Annotated in this window: 14 protein-coding genes; 12 read left to right on the forward strand and 2 right to left on the reverse strand. The window is 73.7% G+C overall.

What is annotated here, in order from left to right; genetic code table 11:
• The first annotated feature begins 139 nt into the window (after positions 1 to 139).
• The 9 genes from serA to CP977_RS24395 all read left to right on the forward strand — a co-directional run bounded on the left by serA (position 140) and on the right by CP977_RS24395 (position 13,704).
• Positions 140 to 1,729 (forward strand): phosphoglycerate dehydrogenase, encoded by a 1,590-nt coding sequence (serA, locus tag CP977_RS24355; RefSeq protein ID WP_062752084.1) that lies wholly within the window; start codon positions 140 to 142, stop codon positions 1,727 to 1,729.
• A 577-nt stretch (positions 1,730 to 2,306) separates the two neighbouring features.
• Positions 2,307 to 3,542, forward strand: coding sequence for an ROK family transcriptional regulator (locus CP977_RS24360; protein ID WP_152371633.1), 1,236 nt, complete (start codon positions 2,307 to 2,309; stop codon positions 3,540 to 3,542).
• 413 nt (positions 3,543 to 3,955) lie between these two features.
• The gene (locus CP977_RS24365; protein ID WP_062752082.1) at positions 3,956 to 4,459 is read left to right on the forward strand and encodes a flavin reductase family protein; all 504 of its coding nucleotides are present in this window, start codon (positions 3,956 to 3,958) and stop codon (positions 4,457 to 4,459) included.
• A 122-nt stretch (positions 4,460 to 4,581) separates the two neighbouring features.
• Positions 4,582 to 5,658, forward strand: coding sequence for an ABC transporter substrate-binding protein (locus CP977_RS24370; protein ID WP_062752081.1), 1,077 nt, complete (start codon positions 4,582 to 4,584; stop codon positions 5,656 to 5,658).
• Complete coding sequence (locus CP977_RS24375) at positions 5,655 to 6,566, forward strand: ABC transporter permease (protein WP_062752080.1); 912 nt, start codon at positions 5,655 to 5,657, stop codon at positions 6,564 to 6,566. The genes CP977_RS24370 and CP977_RS24375 overlap by 4 nt, the downstream gene beginning before the upstream one ends.
• Positions 6,542 to 7,399: an ABC transporter ATP-binding protein gene (locus tag CP977_RS24380; protein WP_152370804.1), complete on the forward strand. Its 858-nt coding sequence runs from the start codon at positions 6,542 to 6,544 to the stop codon at positions 7,397 to 7,399. Before CP977_RS24375 ends, CP977_RS24380 begins: the two co-directional genes overlap by 25 nt.
• On the forward strand, positions 7,383 to 8,810 hold the full coding sequence (locus tag CP977_RS24385) for an LLM class flavin-dependent oxidoreductase (RefSeq protein ID WP_229991374.1): 1,428 nt from the start codon (positions 7,383 to 7,385) through the stop codon (positions 8,808 to 8,810). Before CP977_RS24380 ends, CP977_RS24385 begins: the two co-directional genes overlap by 17 nt.
• A complete protein-coding gene (locus CP977_RS24390; RefSeq protein ID WP_152370805.1) occupies positions 8,807 to 12,667 on the forward strand; it encodes an ABC transporter ATP-binding protein in 3,861 nt (1,286 codons plus the stop codon). The genes CP977_RS24385 and CP977_RS24390 overlap by 4 nt, the downstream gene beginning before the upstream one ends.
• Positions 12,664 to 13,704 carry an aldo/keto reductase gene (locus CP977_RS24395; protein WP_062752079.1) on the forward strand — a complete coding sequence of 347 codons (1,041 nt, stop codon included), beginning with the start codon at positions 12,664 to 12,666 and terminating at the stop codon, positions 13,702 to 13,704. Before CP977_RS24390 ends, CP977_RS24395 begins: the two co-directional genes overlap by 4 nt.
• Positions 13,705 to 13,719: 15 nt before the next feature.
• Here CP977_RS24395 and CP977_RS24400 read toward each other — a convergent pair whose 3' ends face one another.
• On the reverse strand, positions 13,720 to 14,832 hold the full coding sequence (locus tag CP977_RS24400; RefSeq protein ID WP_152370806.1) for a PucR family transcriptional regulator: 1,113 nt from the start codon (positions 14,830 to 14,832) through the stop codon (positions 13,720 to 13,722).
• Between the two features lie 182 nt (positions 14,833 to 15,014).
• On the opposite strand from CP977_RS24400, the gene CP977_RS24405 reads away from it, so the two are divergent.
• Both CP977_RS24405 and pruA read left to right on the forward strand, forming a co-directional pair.
• Positions 15,015 to 15,941: a proline dehydrogenase family protein gene (locus tag CP977_RS24405; protein ID WP_062752077.1), complete on the forward strand. Its 927-nt coding sequence runs from the start codon at positions 15,015 to 15,017 to the stop codon at positions 15,939 to 15,941.
• Positions 15,942 to 15,975: 34 nt separating this feature from the next.
• On the forward strand, positions 15,976 to 17,607 hold the full coding sequence (pruA, locus tag CP977_RS24410; protein WP_062752076.1) for an L-glutamate gamma-semialdehyde dehydrogenase: 1,632 nt from the start codon (positions 15,976 to 15,978) through the stop codon (positions 17,605 to 17,607).
• Between the two features lie 128 nt (positions 17,608 to 17,735).
• On the opposite strand, the gene CP977_RS24415 is transcribed toward pruA, so the two are convergent.
• Complete coding sequence (locus tag CP977_RS24415) at positions 17,736 to 18,614, reverse strand: alpha/beta fold hydrolase (protein WP_062752075.1); 879 nt, start codon at positions 18,612 to 18,614, stop codon at positions 17,736 to 17,738.
• A 117-nt stretch (positions 18,615 to 18,731) separates the two neighbouring features.
• On the opposite strand from CP977_RS24415, the gene CP977_RS24420 reads away from it, so the two are divergent.
• Positions 18,732 to 19,268, forward strand: coding sequence for a GNAT family N-acetyltransferase (locus CP977_RS24420; protein WP_062752074.1), 537 nt, complete (start codon positions 18,732 to 18,734; stop codon positions 19,266 to 19,268).
• Positions 19,269 to 19,312: the final 44 nt, after the last annotated feature.

Below are 19,312 nucleotides of genomic sequence, written 5' to 3' on the forward strand. Positions count from 1 at the left end.
GAACCGTGCCCGCGCACCACTACACTGCTCAACAACATACGCGTCAGGCCCACAGCGTCGTGCGCTTTCACGCGGCAAGCCCCCTCCACCGCCTGCGGCCGTCGGGACGGCCGTCCGCACTGGACCTGTGAGGACTCACGTGAGCTCGAAACCTGTCGTACTCATCGCTGAAGAGCTGTCGCCCGCCACCGTCGACGCGCTGGGCCCGGACTTCGAGATCCGGCACTGCAACGGCGCCGACCGCGCCGAGCTGATCCCCGCCATCGCGGACGTGGACGCGATCCTGGTCCGCTCCGCCACCAAGGTCGACGCCGAGGCCATCGCCGCCGCCCAGAAGCTCCGTGTGGTCGCCCGCGCCGGCGTCGGCCTGGACAACGTCGACGTCTCCGCCGCCACCAAGGCCGGCGTGATGGTCGTCAACGCCCCGACGTCCAACATCGTCACCGCCGCCGAGCTCGCCTGCGGCCTGCTCGTCGCCACCGCCCGCAACATCCCGCAGGCCAACACGGCGCTGAAGAACGGCGAGTGGAAGCGCTCCAAGTACACCGGCGTCGAGCTGAGCGAGAAGACCCTCGGCGTCGTCGGCCTCGGCCGCATCGGCGTCCTGGTCGCCCAGCGCATGTCCGCCTTCGGCATGAAGATCGTCGCGTACGACCCCTACGTGCAGCCGGCCCGCGCCGCCCAGATGGGGGTGAAGCTGCTGACCCTGGACGAGCTCCTGGAGGTCGCGGACTTCATCACCGTCCACCTGCCGAAGACCCCCGAGACCCTCGGTCTCATCGGCGACGAGGCGCTGCACAAGGTCAAGCCCTCCGTCCGCATCGTCAACGCCGCGCGCGGCGGGATCGTGGACGAGGAGGCGCTGTACTCGGCGCTCAAGGAGGGCCGGGTCGCCGGCGCCGGCCTCGACGTGTACGCCAAGGAGCCCTGCACGGACTCCCCGCTCTTCGAGCTCGACCAGGTCGTCTGCACCCCGCACCTCGGCGCCTCCACGGACGAGGCCCAGGAGAAGGCCGGCATCGCCGTCGCCCGCTCGGTGCGCCTGGCGCTCGCCGGCGAGCTGGTCCCGGACGCGGTCAACGTCCAGGGCGGCGTCATCGCCGAGGACGTCAAGCCCGGTCTGCCGCTCGCCGAGAAGCTCGGCCGGATCTTCACCGCCCTCGCGGGCGAGGTCGCGGCCCGCCTCGACGTCGAGGTCTACGGCGAGATCACCCAGCACGACGTGAAGGTGCTCGAACTCTCCGCGCTCAAGGGCGTGTTCGAGGACGTGGTCGACGAGACCGTGTCGTACGTCAACGCCCCGCTGTTCGCGCAGGAGCGCGGCGTCGAGGTGCGCCTGACCACCAGCTCCGAGTCGCCCGACCACCGCAACGTGGTCACCGTGCGCGGCACCCTCGGCAGCGGCGAGGAGGTCGCGGTCTCCGGCACCCTGGCCGGCCCCAAGCACCTCCAGAAGATCGTCGCCGTCGGCGAGTACGACGTGGACCTGGCGCTCGCCGACCACATGGTCGTCCTGCGCTACGAGGACCGTCCCGGTGTCGTCGGCACGGTCGGCCGGATCCTCGGCGAGGCCGGTCTGAACATCGCCGGCATGCAGGTCTCCCGAGCGGAGGAGGGCGGCGAGGCGCTCGTCGTGCTCACCGTGGACGACACCGTCCCGCCGGCGGTGCTCTCGGAGATCTCGGCGGAGATCGGCGCCACCTCGGCCCGCTCGGTCAACCTGATCTGACGCACGACCCGGTGCCCCGCGCCCGGTCGTCGGCCGCTCGTTCCGCACGAGCGCCCGGCGGCCGGGCGCCGCGCTTTTCGGGCCACCCCGTGGGGGCAGGGCCCAAGGCGCCGACGGGAGAGCATTACTGATGGGTCGTCAGCAGATTCCGGCATGTGGTCCGCCGTGTCCCAGGATGCGGGCCGTCGATTGACCGTCTCGCGGCACCCCGGCTATGTTGCGCGCCATGCACCGTTCCGCGCTCCTGACGACACGAGGTCACGTGGACCTGAAGCGCGTGTGCTCCGCCGCGTGTCGGTAGGCCCCTGAGCGCCCGGCGGAGGCCGCGCGGAGACCGGATCGCGCCCGGGGACGACCGGGAGCGGCGGGACCGCGCCACGCCGGCGCTCGGCCGAGAGCAGCACTCCCCTCCGGGAGCTCCGAGCGTACGCCCGCCTCCGGAACCGGCCCCCACCCCCGGCCCTCCGGTGCGCCGTTCCCCTCCGCCGCACCCGCACGGCCGGGACGGGGAGGACGCGACGGCGGTACGCGTACCACCGCAACGGACCCGAAGAAGGCCCCCGTGCACAGAACGCGCATGTCCCCCTCCCGCACCGCCCCCCTGCGCCGCTCGGACATACCGTCCGCGGCCGTCCCGCCGCGGCGCACCTCCAGCACCGGCGCCGTCCTGGGGGCGATCCTCGACCACGGCCCGGTCGCCCGCAGCACCATCGCCCGGCTCACCGGCCTCTCGCCCGCCTCGGTCACCGGCCACTGCGGCGTCCTGATCGGCAGGGGACTCGTCAGGGAGGGCCCGGAGACCGCCGGGCCGCGCGGACTCGGCCGCCCCCACATCCCCGTCGAGATCGACACCGCGCGCTACCTCCTCGCCGGCGCGCACGTCGCCGTCACCCACACCACGCTCGCCCTCATGGACCTGCGGGGCCGCCCGGTCGCCGAGGAACGCCTCCCGCACACGAGCACCGAGCCCGCCGAGGTCCTGGGCCGGGTGGCCGAGGAGCTGCCCCGGATGCTCGCCGCCCACGGCGGGGGCCGGACCGCGCTCGCCCTCGGCTTCGCCACCGGGCACTGGGTCGACCCGGCCGCCGGGGTCGTGGTCCACCACCCGCAGCTCGGCTGGCGGGACGTCCCCGTGCGGGAGGTACTGGCCGGGGCCACCGGGCTGCCCGTCCACGTGGACAGCCACGCCCGCGCCCTCGCCCGCGCCGAGCAGCTCATCGGCGTCGCGTCGACCCGGACCAGCGCCGTGGTGCTCTTCGTCGGCAACGTCGTGGACGCGGCCTTCGTCTCCTCGGGCTCGGTCCACCAGGGGCCACGGTTCGGCGCGGGCAACGTCGCCCACCTGCCGGTGGGCACGGGCGGCGACGGCACGACGTGCGTCTGCGGCGTCCCCGGCTGCCTCCAGTCCGAGGTGTCGGAGTCCGCGACGCTGCTCCGGGCCGCCCGGCGGGGCCTGCGCGTCGACACCTTCCCCGAGCTGCTGGAGCGGGCGGTGGACGGGGAGCCGACCGCGGTCTCGGTGTTCCGCCGGCGGGCCAGGATCGTCGGCAGGGCGGCCGCCGTCCTCCTCGACATGTTCGACCCGGAGGTCCTGGTCGTCGTCGAACCCGGCTCCGGCCGCCTCGACCCCTGCCTGGCCGAGCTGCGGGCCGCCGCGGCCGAGCGGTCCCTGGTCTGCGACGACCCCGAGCGGGCCGTCGTGCCGAGCAGCTTCACCGGCCGGGTCCTGGCCACCGCCGGGCCGGCCGTGGCCCTCGGCGCCCTGCACGACGACCCGCTCGCCCCCTGGCCCGCGCTGCCCGCCGTGTCCTGACGGACGCGCGGGCGCACGCCCGGCGCGGCGATGACGCGGGCGTGCGCCCGCCTCGGCGGTGACTCGGGGGTACGCCCGGCGAATGCCGACTTAATTCAGGGAGTTGCATTGTTGACCGGCTCCGCGCGGGGCCGGGAAGATGGATTCATGAGCAGCCCGCAGAGGACCCGACGCCACGTGCCGCATTCGGCGCGCACCCGGCGTTCCTGTCGTCCCTGCCGGGGCTGTTGATCCGAGCGCCTTTCCCGGATCCCGTTCCCGTCATTTCCTCTCTTCCCGCGCGCCTTTCCGTGTGATTTTCCGCGCGTGACGTTCCGGCCGTTCCGCCGCCGTGCCCCCGCACCGCACCGCCCCGCCCGGCTCCGGCATGCCGTGATCCGCCCTGCCCGCCCCTCTCGTCGCCCGGGGGAAACATGACCGTCTCCTTGTCCTCGCAGCCCGCCGCCGGCCTCGAACCCGGCCTGTTCAAGCGGGCGTTCCGCGCCTACCCGGCCGGTGTCGTGGTCGTCACCGCGGACGCCGGCGCCGGCCCCGTCGGCTTCACCGCCACCTCGCTCACCTCCCTCTCCCTCGAACCGCCGCTCCTCTCCTTCGGCATCGCCACCCGCTCCTCCTCCTGGCCGCACCTGCGGCGCGCCACCTCGGCGGTCGTCAACTTCCTCGGCGCCGAACAGGAGGACCTGGCCAGGCGCTTCGCCACCAGCGGCATCGACAGGTTCGCCCGCCCCACCGGCTGGCGGCGCCTCGCCCAGGGCGACCCGGTCCTCGACGGCGTCACCGGCTGGCTGCGCGTCGAGATCGAGCAGCTGGTCCCCGCCGGCGACCACCGGATCGTCATCGGCCGCGTCGTGGACGCCTGGCAGGACGAGGACCGGCGCCCGCTGCTCTTCCACGACGGCGCGTACCACTCGCTCTGAGCCCCGAGCCCCTCACGGGCCCCGCGCTCCCGCCCACGGCCTCCCGTACCGCCCCGAGCCCCGCGCTCCTCGCGAGCCCCCGCCTCCGCCCCGAGCCCCGCACACCCCGACAGGACTCCCTCATGCCCTCCTTCCCGCACCCGCCCCCGCCGCCCCCGGCCCTCGCCCGCAGAGGATTCCTCGCCCTCGCGTCCGGCGCCGTCCTCGCCGCCGCCGGATGCGCGCCCCCGACCAGCAACGCCGCCCATTCCACACCGCTGAAGGAGCTGCCCACCGGGCCGCCGCCCGCCGGAACCTCGCTGACCGTCGCCGTCCGCAGTTCGCGCATTCAATTCGCCGAATCCGGCATCGGAGAGAAACTCCCCTTCACCGTCTCCGAGTGGCCCAATCTGAGCGCCGGACCCGACATCATCCAGGGATTCCGGGCGCGCTCCATCGACCTGGCGAGCAACGCCGGAATTCCGCCGATCCAGGCCGAGGCCATCGGCGTGGAGTCCCGGATCGTCGCCGTACAGGTCCGCAGGCAGCCTTCGTACGTGTTCGCCACCGCACCCGGCTCCGCGATCCGGGGCGTCGCGGACTTCCGGGGCAAGAAGATCGCCTTCTCCCAGGGGCAGGCGCAGGGCGTGGTCGTCCTGCGGGCCCTGAAGCAGGCCGGAATGGGCAACGGCGACGTGGACCTGGTCGAGCTGCCGAGCACCCAGTTCCTCACCGCGCTCCAGTCCAGGCAGGTCGACGTCGCGCCGCTCGGCGAGCCGACCCTCACCAAGTACCTCTCCCGGTACGCCGGGGACGGCGCCCGCCGGGTGCCCACCGACGTCGTGGACCTGCTGACCGTCCTCTGGGCCCCCGTCGAGGTCCTGAACGACCCGGCGAAGGCCGCGGCCGTCCGCAGCTTCGTCCCCCTGTGGGCGCAGGGTCTGGTGTGGGCGTGGGAGAACACCGACCGCTGGATCGACGCCTACTACGTCAAGGACCAGGGCGTGAAGGAGGCCGACGGGCGCCGGATCGTCGCCTCCCTCGCCAAGCCGCGGTTCCCCGTCTCCTGGGACAAGGCCATCGCCTGGGAGCAGGAGACCGCCGACCTGCTCGCCGAGGGCGGGTTCGTGCCGAAGGTGGACGCCGCCTCGCTGTTCGACCGGCGCTTCGAGGGCCTCGCGTCCGGCGCCGTGGCCGCCCAGTACCGGGAGGGATCATGACCGACGCGCTGACCGACGTCCGTACCCCCGCGGCGACGGGGACCCTGGCCCCGCCGGAGGAGAAGGCCCCCGCCGCCCGGAAGGTCCCCGTCCCGGGTCCCGCCGCCCCGCCCCGCTCCGGCGCCCGCCGGCGGCGGCGCCTCGGCCCCGGCAAGGGCGTCCCCTTCGGCCGGCTCCTCGGACCCGTGCTCCTCGTCGCCGTCTGGTGGGCCGCCTCCGCGGCCGGTTACCTCGACCCCCGCATCCTCTCCGGTCCCGGGGCGGTCGTCTCCACGGCCGTCGAGCTGATCTCCGACGGACGCCTCCAGGGCAACGTGCTCGTCTCGCTCCGGCGGGCCGGCTCCGGACTGCTCCTCGGCGTCGGCGCGGGCGTGCTGCTCGCCGTGACCGCCGGACTCAGCCGCACCGGCGAGTACCTGGTCGACGGCCCGCTCCAGATCAAGCGCGCCATCCCGTCCCTCGCGATGCTGCCGCTGCTCATCCTCTGGCTCGGCATCGGCGAGCAGATGAAGGTCACCGTCATCGCCCTCGGCGTCGCCGTGATCGTCTACATCAACACCTACGCCTCGCTGACCGGCATCGACAGCCGTCACGTGGAGCTCGCGGAGGTCCTGGAGCTGAGCCGCTGGACGTTCCTGCGCAAGGTCGTCCTGCCCGGCTCGCTGCCCGGCTTCTTCGTGGGGCTGCGGCTCGGCGTCACCTCGTCCTGGCTGGGCCTGATCGTCGTCGAGCAGGTCAACGCCACCAGCGGCATCGGATACATGATGTTCCAGGCCCAGCAGTACGCCCAGTCCGACGTGATCATCGTCGGCCTGGTGGCCTACGGAACCTTCGGCTTCGCCTCCGACGCCCTCGTCCGCGCCGTCGAGAGGAGGGCCCTGTCATGGCGACGCACGCTGGCGGGCTGACGAAGGACCCGCGCCCCGCCGTCCCGGGGACGCGCGACCCCCGCCCCGCCGCCCCGGGAACGGCCGCCCCCGCCGTACGGGCCGGGCGCCTGGTCCGCCGCTTCGGCGACCGGACCGTCCTCAAGGAGATCGACCTCGCCCTGGGCGCCGGGGAGTTCACCGCCCTCCTCGGCCGCAGCGGCTCCGGCAAGTCCACCCTGCTGCGGGCCGTCGCCGGCCTCGACCACGACGTCGAGGGCTCGGGGGAGCTGCTGGTCCCCGAGCGGGTCTCGCTCTCCTTCCAGGACTCCCGGCTGCTGCCCTGGCTGCGGGTCCTGGACAACGTGACCCTCGGACTGCGCGGGCCCGGCGCCCGCGACCGGGGCCTGACCGCGCTCGCCGAGGTCGGCCTCGCCGGCCGCGAACGGTCCTGGCCGCACGAGCTGTCCGGCGGCGAGCAGCAGCGGGCCGCGCTCGCCCGCGCGCTCGTACGCGACCCCGAACTGCTGCTGGCCGACGAGCCGTTCGGCGCGCTCGACGCGCTGACCCGGATCAAGATGCACGACCTGCTCCGCGAGCTGTACGAGCGCCACCGGCCGGCCGTCCTGCTCGTCACCCACGACGTGGACGAGGCCGTCGAGCTCGCGGACCGCGTCCTGGTCCTGGACGAGGGGGCCATCTCGGTCGACCTCGCCATCGACCTCCCCACCCCGCGCGACCGGCGCGACCCGCGCTTCCAGGAGCACCGCGACGCCCTGCTCGCCGCGCTCGGCGTGCACTCCGACCCGCACGCTTCCGTCCCGCCCCAGCCCGCCCCCCGCCAGGAGGACCGCCCCCATGTCTCCCACGCCTGACCGCCCCGCCCGCAAGCCGCTCCACCTCAACGCCTTCCTGATGTCGGTCGGCCACCACGAGGCCGCCTGGCGGCTCCCCGAGAGCCCCGCCACCACCGGCACCGGCACCGCGCACTACCAGAACCTCGCCCGCATCGCCGAACGCGGCAAGCTCGACTCGGTCTTCCTCGCGGACAGCCCGGTCCAGCACGGGGACCCCGGGCGCCGGCCCGTCAGCAAGCTGGAGCCGACCGTCCTCCTCACCGCCCTGGCCGCCGTCACCTCGCACATCGGGCTCATCGCCACCGCCTCCACCAGCTACAACGAGCCCTTCAACCTGGCCCGCCGCTTCAACTCCCTGGACCACGTGTCGAACGGGCGGGCCGGCTGGAACATCGTCACCACCGCCGGGGCCGACGCCGCCCGCAACTTCGGCCTCGACGACACCCCGCTGCACCGCGAGCGCTACCGGCGCGCCGCCGAGTTCGTCGACGTGGCCACCAAGCTCTGGGACAGCTGGGCCGACGACGCGGTGGTGGCCGACAAGGAGGCCGGGGTCCACGCCCGCGCCGACCGGGTCCGGCCCATCGGGCACCGGGGCGAGTTCTTCCGCGTGGACGGCCCGCTGAACGTCGAGCGCTCCCCGCAGGGCTACCCCCTCCTCGTCCAGGCCGGGTCGAGCGAGGACGGCAAGGACTTCGCCGCCCGCTACGCCGAGGCCGTCTTCACCGCCCAGCAGACCCTGGAGGAGGGCACCGCCTTCTACAAGGACGTCAAGCGGCGGGCGCTCGCCTTCGGCCGGGATCCCGACGGCATCAAGATCCTCCCCGGCATCGTCCCCGTCATCGGCGACACCGAGGCGGAGGCCCGCGAGCTGGACGCCGAGCTCGACCGCCTCATCGTGCCCGAGTACGCCAAGCGCCAGCTCGCCCAGCGGCTGCGGATCGCGCCCGACGACCTCGACCTGGACGCCGAGCTGCCCGAGGACATCCCGACCGAGGACGAGATCGAGGGCGCCAAGAGCCGCTACACGCTGATCGTGGAGCTGGCCCGGCGCGAGCGGCTGACCGTACGGCAGCTCATCGGGCGCCTGGGCGGCGGCCGGGGCCACCGTACGTTCGCGGGCACCGCCGAGCAGATCGCCGACACCATCGAGCACTGGTACGTCAGCGGCGCGGCCGACGGCTTCAACATCATGCCGGCCGTCCTGCCGTCGGGCCTGGAGGCCTTCGTGGACCGGGTGGTGCCGATCCTCCAGGAGCGCGGCCTGTTCCGCACCGAGTACACCGGCACCACCCTGCGCGAGCACTACGGCCTGCCCCGGCCCGCCAACCGCCTGTTCGACACCGCCGGACAGGACACCGCCGGACAGGACACCGCCGGGCAGGGCGCTGCCGGGCACGAGGCCGCCGGGCTGGTCGAGGCCCGGTGAGCGACTGTCCCACCCGCGAGGACGTCGAGGCGGCGCGGCCCGGCTGGGCCCGCCGCCTCGGCGGGTACGCGCTCCGCCGCCGCACCGACCTCCTGCTCGCCTTCGGCTCCGCCGCCGTGGCCGCCGTCGCCACCGCCACGCTGCCGCTCCTCCTCCGGCACGTCGTGGACGGCGTCACCGGCTCCGCGACCGCCTCCCTCACCCCCTGGATCCTGCTGCTCACCGGCATCGGCGCCGTCCGCTTCGCCGGGAGCTTCGTCCGCCGCTACTGCTCCGGGCGGCTCTCCCTCGGCGTCCAGTACGACCTGCGCAACGACGCCTTCGCGGCCCTGCTGCGCCTGGACGGCGCCCAGCAGGACGACCTGCGCACCGGCCAGGTGGTGAGCCGGTCCATCTCCGACATCACCCTCATCCAGACGCTGCTGCAGTTCCTGCCCAACATGACCGGAAACGCCCTGATGTTCTGCGTCTCGCTGGTCTTCATGGCGTGGCTCTCGCCGCTGCTCACCGTCGTCGCCCTGGTCGTCGGCCCGCTCCTGTGGCTGATCGCCCTGCGCGGCCGGCGCACCCTCTTCCCCGCGAACTGGCACGCCCAGCAGGAGGCGGCCGAGGTCGCCTCCGCCGTCGAGGCCACGGTCACCGGGGTACGGATCGTCAAGGGCTTCGGCCAGGAGGAACGCGAACTGAAGGGCCTGGAGCGGCGCGTACGCGGCCTGTTCGCGTCCCGGCTGCGGGTCGTCGCCTTCACCAGCCGTTACAACCCGGCCCTCCAGGCCGTCCCCGCCCTCGGCCAGGTCGCGGTCCTCGCGCTCGGCGGCTGGCTGGCGCTCGACGGCCGGGTCTCGCTCGGCACCTTCCTCGCCTTCACCGCCTACCTCGGCTCCTTCGTCACCCCGGTCCGCCAGGTGGCGACCCTGCTCACCGTCTGGCAGCAGGCCAGGGCGGGCGCGGAGCGGGTCTTCGAGGTGATCGACGAGAAGCCGGGGATCACGGACCCGCCGGACACCGTTCCTTCCGGCACCACCGCACCGCCCCCCGGCCCCCCGACCCTCGTCTGGGACGGCGTGACCTTCGCCCACGGGAACGGCGAACCCCTCCTCGAAGGCTTCAGCCTGGACGTGCGCCCGGGCGAGACGCTCGCGCTCATCGGCCCGGCGGGCTGCGGCAAGTCCACCGCCGTCGCACTCCTGCCCCGCTTCTACGACACGGCGGCGGGCGCGGTCCGGATCGGCGGCCGCGACGTCCGCGACCTTCCGCTGTCCGCCCTGCGCTCCCGCATCGGCTTCGTCTTCGAGGAGAGCCTGCTGCTCTCCGACACCGTGCGGGCCAACATCGCGTACGGACGTCCGGACGCCACCGACGAGGAGATCCGGGCCGCCGCCCGCCTCGCCCGCGCCGACGCGTTCGTCGACCGGCTCCCCGAGGGGTACGACACCGTCGTCGGCGAGCAGGGCCTGACGCTCTCCGGCGGCCAGCGCCAGCGGATCGCGCTCGCCCGCGCCCTGCTCACCGACCCCGAGGTCCTGGTCCTGGACGACGCCACCTCCGCGATCGACGCCCGCACCGAGGCCGAGATCCACGCCTCCCTGACCGGGGCCGGGCGCCGCTCCACCACCGTCCTCGTCGCCCACCGGGAATCCACCCTGGAGCTGGCGGACCGGATCGCGGTCATGGACGGCGGCCGGATCGTGGACACCGGCACCCTGGAGGAACTGCGCTCCCGCTCGGCGCTCTTCCGCTCGCTCCTGGCCGCCGACGACGACACCGAGGACCGGGCGGAGGCACCGGAGGCCCCGGTCGCCGGCGTCACCGAGGAGCTGTGGCGCCGCCCGGCGGACGGTGCCGCCCCCGCCCACGACGAGAACACGGCCGTACGGGCCGCCAACGCGCTCGCCGAGGCCGCCGCCACCTCCGGACCCGGCCGCGGCGGACCCGGCGGCGGGGTCCTCGGCTCCGCCCCGCCCGCCCCCGAACTCCTCGCCGCCCTGGAACGGCTCCCGCTGCCCGCCGACGACCCGAAGGTCCCCCTGGACCAGGCGGTCTCGGCCGACCCCTCGTTCCACCTCGGCACCCTTCTGCGGCCCTTCCGGCTCCCGCTGCTCGCCGGTCTGCTCCTGGTCGCCGCGGACGCCCTCGCACAGATCGCCGTCCCCGTCCTCGTACGCCACGGCGTGGACGGCGGCGTCGCGCACCAGGCCCGGGGCGTCCTCCTCGCCGCGTCCCTGGCCGCCGCCGTGGTCGTCGCCCTGAACTGGCTCGTCGGCGTCGCCCAGGTCCGCACCACCGGGCGCACCGGCGAACGGCTCCTCTACACCCTGCGGATCAAGACCTACGCCCAGTTGCAGCGGCTCGGCCTCGACTACTACGAGGGGGAGCTCGGCGGCCGGATCATGACCCGGATGACCACCGACGTGGACGCCCTGTCGAACTTCCTCCAGACCGGGCTCATCACCGCCGTCGTCAGCCTCCTCACCGTCCTCGGCGTCCTGGCCGCCCTCCTGGTGATCGACGCCGGCCTCGCCCTGGTCCTGCTGGCCGCGCTGCCGCTGCTGATCGCCGCGACCGCCGTCTTCCGCCACTACTCGGTGCCCGCCTACCTGGAGGCCCGGGAGCGGATCAGTACGGTCAACGCCTGCCTCCAGGAGAACGTCGGGATGCTGCGCGTCACCCAGGCGTTCCGGCGCGAGCGGCACAACGCCGCCCACTTCGCCGCGCTCGCCTGGTCCTTCCGCGACTCGCGGCTGCGCGCCCAGCGCTACATGGGCACCTTCTTCCCGTTCGTGGAGTTCCTCGGCACGCTCTCCACCGCCGCCGTCCTGGCCGTCGGCGTCGGGCAGGTGCGCTCCGGGGAGCTGACCGCCGGGACCCTGATCGCCTTCCTGCTCTACGTCGAGCTGTTCTTCTCGCCGATCCAGCAGCTCTCCCAGGTCTTCGACGGCTACCAGCAGGCGGTCGTCGGGATGAGCAGGCTGCGGTCCCTGATGCGCACGCCCGTCGCCACGCCCCGGGCGGCGGAGCCCCGCCCGGTGACCTCGCTGCGCGGCGAGGTCGAGTTCGACGACGTGTCGTTCCACTACGCGGGCGGCCGGGAGCGGGACGTCCTCCACGGCGTCCGGCTGCGCGTCGCCCCCGGCGAGACGGTCGCGCTCGTCGGCACCACCGGCGCGGGCAAGTCCACGATCGTCAAGCTCCTGGCCCGCTTCTACGACCCGGTGGCCGGGACGGTACGGGTCGACGGGCACGACCTGCGCGACCTGGACCCGACCGGCTACCGGCGCAGGCTCGGGATCGTCCCGCAGGAGCCGCACCTGTTCGGCACCACCGTCCGCGACGCCATCGCCTACGGGCGCCCGGACGCCACCGACGCCGAGGTGGAGGCCGCCGCCCGCGCGGTCGGCGCCCACGACGCGGTGGCCGCCCTGCCCGCCGGCTACCTGACCCCGGTGGGGGAGCGGGGGCACGGCCTGTCGGCCGGGCAGCGCCAGCTCCTCGCCCTCGCCCGCGCCGAGCTGATCGACCCGGACGTGCTGCTCCTGGACGAGGCGACCGCCTCGCTCGACCTCGCCACCGAGCGGCGCGTGGCCGCCGCCGTGGACGCCCTCAGCCGCCGCCGTACGACCCTCGTCGTCGCGCACCGGCTCACCACCGCCGCCCGCGCGGACCGGGTGGTCGTCCTGGAGGCGGGCACCGTCGTCGAGAGCGGTACCCACGCCCAGCTGCTCGGCGCGCAGGGGCCGTACCGGCGCCTCTGGGACGCCTACCGGCAGGGCGGCACCACGACCACGACCCGTACCACCCCGTCCGCCCCTCCGGCGGCGGAGCACCACGACCGACTCGTTCAAGGGAGTGCGCGATGACCACCGAACACCGCCTGCTGGGCCGCACCGGCGTCCGGGTGAGCCCGCTGTGCCTGGGCACCATGATGTTCGGCGCCCGCGGCAACACCGACCACGCCGACGGCGTCCGGATCATCCACAGGGCCCTGGACTCCGGCATCAACTTCGTGGACACCGCCGACGTCTACTCGGCCGGGGAGTCGGAGACGATCGTCGGCAAGGCGCTCGCCGGGGGCCGCCGGGAGAACGTCGTCCTGGCCACCAAGTTCCACGGCAGCCTCGGCGACGACCCCAACGAGCGCGGCAACAGCCGCCGCTGGATCGTCCGCGAGGTCGAGAACAGCCTGCGCCGCCTCGGCACCGAGTGGATCGACCTCTACCAGGTGCACCGGCCCGAGCCGGAGACCGACTTCGACGAGACCCTCGGCGCCCTGACCGACCTCGTGCGCCAGGGCAAGATCCGCTACATCGGCACCTCCACCTTCGAGCCCTCCGCGATCGTGGAGGGCCAGTGGACCGCCGAGCGCCGGGGCCGCGAGCGGGTCGTCGCCGAACAGCCGCCGTACTCCCTGCTCGCCCGGGGGATCGAGCGCGAGGTGCTGCCCGTCGCCCAGCGGTACGGGCTCGGGGTCCTCACCTGGAGCCCGCTGGCCGGCGGCTGGCTGTCGGGCCGCTACCGCAGGGGCGCGGAGCAGCCGCGGTCCAGCCGGAGCGACCGCCAGGCCGGCCGCTTCGACATCGGATCGCCCGAGAACGCGGCCAAGCTCGACGCCGCCGAGGCGCTGGCCCAGCTCGCCGGGGAGGCCGGGCTCACCCTCGTCCAGCTCGCCCTCGCCTTCGTCCTGGAGCACCCCGCCGTCACCTCGGCGATCATCGGGCCCCGGACCTTCGAGCAGCTGGAGGCCCAGCTCGGCGCGGACCGGATCCGGCTGAGCCGGGACGTCCTCGACCGGATCGACAAGATCGTGCCGCCGGGCACGAACCTGTCCGCCCGGGACGCCGGCTACGTGCCGCCGGCCCTCGCCGACGCGGAACTGCGCCGCCGCCCCCGGCCCTGATCCTTCGAAGAAGGCTCAGAGCCGGGCCGACTTGAGGGACATGTGGAGCAGCAGCCGGTCCTCGCCGTCGTCCAGGTCGAGCCCGGTGAGCTGCTCCACCCGGGACAGCCGGTAGTAGAGGGTCTGCCGGTGGATGCCCAGGGCCGCCGCCGTGCGCCCCGCCTGGCCCGCGTGGTCGAGGTACGCCTCGGCCGTGCGGGCCAGTTCCGCGTGGGCGGGGGCGAGCAGCGGCGCGACGACCGGATCGACCTCGGGGTGGTAGAGCGCCGCCAGGAGCCGGTACGGGCCGATCCCCGCCCACTCCGCGACCGGCCCCAGCCTCGGCTGCGCCGTCGCGGCGCGGGCCGCCGTGCTCGCCTCCCGCCAGGCCGCCGGAAGCTCCGCGAGGCCCCGGCGCGGGGTCGCGATCCCGGCCGGGGCCTCCCCGCGCAGCCGCTCGGCGGCCGAGCGGGCGGGGGAGGGGTCCTCGGCCGTGCGCAGCCGTACGAGGAGGGCGAGGGAGGCGGCGTCCGGGAGCGCGGCGACCGCCGCCGCGCCGGGGACGGCCCGTACCGAGGGGGCGTCCCCCTGCCACGGGGTCACGCAGACGACGGTGTGCAGTCCGTCCGCGCCGGGCCCCAGGGCCGCCCGCAGCGCCGCGACGGCCATGTCGCTCTGCCAGCCGCGCCCGGCGGTCAGGGCCGCGGCGAACTCGCGCGAGAGGTCCGCGCCCGCCCGCTCCTCGTCGGCGAGGAGCCCGCCGATCCGGGCGGCCACCTCCATGGCGGCCGCCAGCCGCTCGGGCGTGGGCCCCGGCTCGGCGTCGAGCAGCCACACGTACCCGAGGACGACCCCCCGGTGGCGTACGGGGAGGCAGATCCGGTCCCGGAAGACGCCCGCGTCCGGGGAGGCGGGGATGCGGACCGGGCCCTCCGCCCGGGTGATGCCGAAGCCCTCGAACCAGGCGCGGACCGCCGGGGTGGACCGCCGGGTCAGGATCGACCGCGTCCGGACCGGGTCCATCGCCGTGTCGTCGTCGCTGTCGTGGGCGCCGAAGGCGATCAGCCCGAAGTCGCGGTTCTCCAGCGTCGCCGGGGCCCCGAGGAGTGCGGAGATCTCGTCCACCAGGTCTTGGTAATCGCCCTTCACCGCGCCATTCTCGCACCCTCTCAGACAGATGTATGAGAGACGGGCCACGGATGCGTGACAGCTGTAGATGGCGGACGATCGGACCGATCCATAGGTTTCACGGTGGTTATCCGTGCTGTTCCCGGTTCGTTCTCTTCATCCGGGTACGGCCCCGTTCTACCCTTGCCCTCTGGAGGTGCCCCGTGCTGGGTCCCGTGATCCTCGCCGCGTCGCGCAGCGACAAGATGCGCCGTTTCGTGTCGGCCGCGCCCGGGACCAAGCAGGTCGTGGCACGCTTCATCGCCGGCGAGACCGTGGACGACGTCGTCCCGATCGTGCGGGAGCTGAGCGAGCGCGGCCTGGAGGTCACCCTCGACGTCGTCGGCGAGGACATCACCACCGTCGAGCAGTCGCACGCCGCCCGGGACGCCTACCTGGAGCTGATCGGCCGCCTCGAGGAGCTGGGCCTCGGCGAGCGCGCCGAGATGTCCGTGAAGCTCTCCATGTTCGGCCAGTCGCTCGACGACGGCCACGAGCTGGCCCTCGCCAACGTCCGGCCGGTCGTCGAGGCCGCCGCCGGGATCGGCACCACCGTCACCCTGGACGCCGAGGACCACACCACCCTCGACTCGATGTTCGCCATCCACGAGGAGCTGCGGAAGGACTTCCCGCAGACCGGCTGCGTCATCCAGGCGTACCTCTTCCGCACCGAGGACGACGCCCGCCGCCTCGCCGCGAACGGCTCCCGCGTCCGGATCGTGAAGGGCGCCTACAAGGAGCCCGCCTCCGTCGCCATCCAGGACAAGCCCGAGATCGACAAGGCGTACGTCCGGATCACGAAGATCCTGATGGAGGGCTCCGGCTACCCGATGATCGGGTCCCACGACCCGCGCCTGATCTCCGTCGGCCAGGAGCTGGCCCGCCGCGCCGGGCGCAAGCCGGACGAGTACGAGTTCCAGATGCTGTACGGCATCCGGAGCGAGGAGCAGAACCGCCTCGCCGCCGAGGGCCACCGCATGCGCGTCTACACCGCGTACGGCACCGACTGGTACGGCTACTTCATGCGCCGCCTGGCGGAGAAGCCGGCCAACCTCCTCTTCTTCGTCCGCTCCATCCTCACCAAGGGCTGAGCCCCACCACCCCTCCGAAGGAGTACAGAGACTCATGGACGCTGTGACCCAGGTCCCCACTCCCGTCAACGAGCCGGTGCACGGCTACGCCCCCGGCTCCCCCGAGCGCGCCCGTCTGGAGCTCAAGCTCAAGGAGCTGGCCGAGAACCCGCGCGAGCTGCCGATGACCATCGGCGGCGTGAAGCGCCTGGGCGGCGGCGAGGAGTTCGAGGTCGTCCAGCCGCACAACCACCGGGCCGTCATCGGCACCTTCCGCGGCGCCACCACGCAGGACGCCCAGGACGCGATCGACGCCGCCCTGGCCGCCGCCCCCGCCTGGCGCGCGATGTCCTTCGACGACCGCGCCGCGATCATCCTGCGCGCCGCCGAGCTGCTCGCCGGTCCGTGGCGCGAGACGCTGGCCGCGTCCACCATGCTCGGCCAGTCCAAGACCGCCCAGCAGGCCGAGATCGACACCCCGTGCGAGCTCGTCGACTTCTGGCGCTTCAACGTGGCGTACGCCCGCCAGATCCTGGCCGAGCAGCCCCCGGCCAACTCGCCGGGCGTCTGGAACCGCCTGGACCACCGCCCGCTCGAAGGCTTCGTCTACGCGATCACGCCGTTCAACTTCACGGCCATCGCGGGCAACCTGCCCACCGCCCCCGCCCTCATGGGCAACGTGGTGGTCTGGAAGCCGTCCCCGACGCAGACCCACGCCGCCGTGCTCCTCATGGAGCTCCTGGAGGAGGCCGGCCTGCCCAAGGGCGTCATCAACCTGGTGACCGGCGACGGCATCGCCGTCTCCGAGGTGGCCCTGAACCACCGCGACCTGGCCGGCATCCACTTCACCGGCTCGACCAAGACCTTCCAGCACCTGTGGAAGACGGTCGGCAACAACATCGAGAACTACCGCTCGTACCCGCGGATCGTCGGCGAGACCGGCGGCAAGGACTTCGTCGTCGCCCACCCCAGCGCCGACCGCGCCGTCCTGAAGACCGCGCTGACCCGCGGCTCCTTCGAGTACCAGGGCCAGAAGTGTTCGGCGTCCTCGCGCGCGTACGTCCCGGCCTCGATCTGGAACGACGGCTTCAAGGAGGAGTTCGCGGCCGAGGTCGACGGCATCACCATGGGTGACGTCACCGACCTGTCGAACTTCATCGGCGCCGTCATCGACGACCGCTCGTTCGCCAAGAACAAGGCGGCGATCGACCGTGCCAAGTCCGACCCGAGCTGCACGATCGTCGCCGGCGGCACCTACGACGACTCGGTGGGCTGGTTCGTCCGCCCGACCGTCATCGAGTGCACCGACCCGGAGAACGAGGTCTTCACGACCGAGTACTTCGGCCCGATCCTCGCCGTGCACGTCTACGAGGACGACAAGTACGACGAGATGCTGACCCAGATGGAGTCGGTCTCGGACTACGCGCTCACCGGCTCGGTCATCGCCAACGACCGCGCGGCCGCCGCGTACACGATGGAGAAGCTCCGCTACGCCGCGGGCAACTTCTACATCAACGACAAGTCGACCGGCGCCGTCGTCGGCCAGCAGCCCTTCGGCGGCGGCCGCGCCTCCGGCACCGACGACAAGGCCGGCGCCCCGCAGAACCTGATGCGCTGGACGCTGACCCGCGCCATCAAGGAGACCCTGGTCCCGCCGACCGAGTACGGCTACCCGCACATGGGCTGACGCCCGCCCGCCGCGCGAGCGGCCCCTGCCCCTGCCGGGCAGCCACCTGCCCCTCGCGGGCAGGCCCCTGACACCGCCCCCTTCCTCGGTCCCCCAACCGAGGTCGGGGGCGGTTCCCATGGGTGGGGTCAGCGCACCCGCCGGGTCAGGAAGTCGTCCATCAGCTCCGCGATCCGCGGCGCGTGGGTCTCCAGGGCGAAGTGGCCGGTGGGCAGGAGGTGGACCTCGGCGTCCGGGAGGTCGCGGCGGAAGGCCTCGGCGCCCGCCGGGACGAAGACCTCGTCGCCCTCGCCCCAGACGGCGAGGAGGGGGACCCGGGAGGTGCGGAAGTACTCCTGGAAGGCCGGGTACAGGGCGAAGTTGGAGCCGTAGTCGGTGATCAGGGCCAGTTGGATGCCGTCCTGGCCCTCGCGGGCCATCAGAGCGGCGTCGTGGTGCCAGGCGTCGGGGCTGAGGAGGTCGCGGTGTTCGGCGGGGACGCCCGTCTCGTACTGCCACCGGATGCCGTCGACGGAGCGGATGGCGCGGACCGGGGCCTCGGTCTCCGGGGTGCGCTCCTCGATCAGGGCGAGGACCGGGGCCCAGGCCTCGGCGCCGAGCCCCTCCTCGTACGCGTTGCCGTTCTGGGTGACGATCGCGGTGATCCGCTCGGGGTGGGCGAGGGCGAGGCGGAGGCCGATGGGGGCGCCGTAGTCCTGGACGTAGAGCGCGAACCGGTCCAGGCCGACGGCCTCGGTGAACTCTGCGGTGAGGGAGGCCAGTTCGGCGAAGGAGTAGGGGAAGTCGTCGGCGGAGGGCGCGGAGCTGCGGCCGAAGCCGAGGTGGTCGGGGGCGATCAGGTGGTAGCGGTCGGCCAGGAGCGGGATCAGGTCGCGGAACATGTGCGAGCTGGTGGGGAAGCCGTGCAGCAGGAGCAGGGCGGGCGCGTCGGCCGGGCCGGCCTCCCGGTAGGCGATCTCGTGCCCGCGGACGGTGGCGGTGCGGTGGCGGGTCGGCAGTACGGACATCTTCTAACCCCTTGGTCGACAATGAACGGTTAGGCCTCGGCGGGGTGATCCCAGCAGGCCGGGAGTAACCTGTCAATTTACTTTCAACGGTTAGTTCGATGTGGGAGGGTGAGGCGCATGACCGTGAGGACCGCGCCCACCCATGAACTCGGAGCCGCCCGGCTCCGCTCCGTACGCGAGATGCTCGACACCGCCTTCGAGGGCGGCTTCGACGACGAGGACTGGGACCACACCCTCGGCGGCGTCCACGCCTGGATCGAGGACGAGGTGGGCATCGCCGCCCACGGCGCCGTCGTCATGCGCCGGCTGCTCCACGCGGGCCGCTCGCACCGCGTCGGGTACGTGGAGGGGGTCGCCGTCCGGGCCGGCCTGCGCCGCCGGGGGCTCGGCGGGGCGGTCATGGCCGAACTGGAGCGGGTGATCGACGGGGCGTACGCCTTCGGGGCGCTCTCCGCCTCGGACGAGGGGGCCGCGCTCTACCGGGCGCGCGGCTGGCGCGTCTGGGAGGGGCGCGTCGAGGCGCTCTCGCCCGCCGGGATCGTGCGCCTCCCGGAGGAGGAGGGGGGCGTCTTCCTGCGCCCGGCGGGCGGACGCGTCCTGCCGGGCCCCGCCGCCCCGCTGGTCTTCGACTGGCGGGACGGCGATGTGACGTGAGGGGGGAGGGGGCCGCCCGGTGCGTGCGGGATGCGGGATGCGGG

Source organism: Streptomyces cinereoruber (assembly GCF_009299385.1).
GTDB lineage: Bacteria > Actinomycetota > Actinomycetes > Streptomycetales > Streptomycetaceae > Streptomyces > Streptomyces bikiniensis.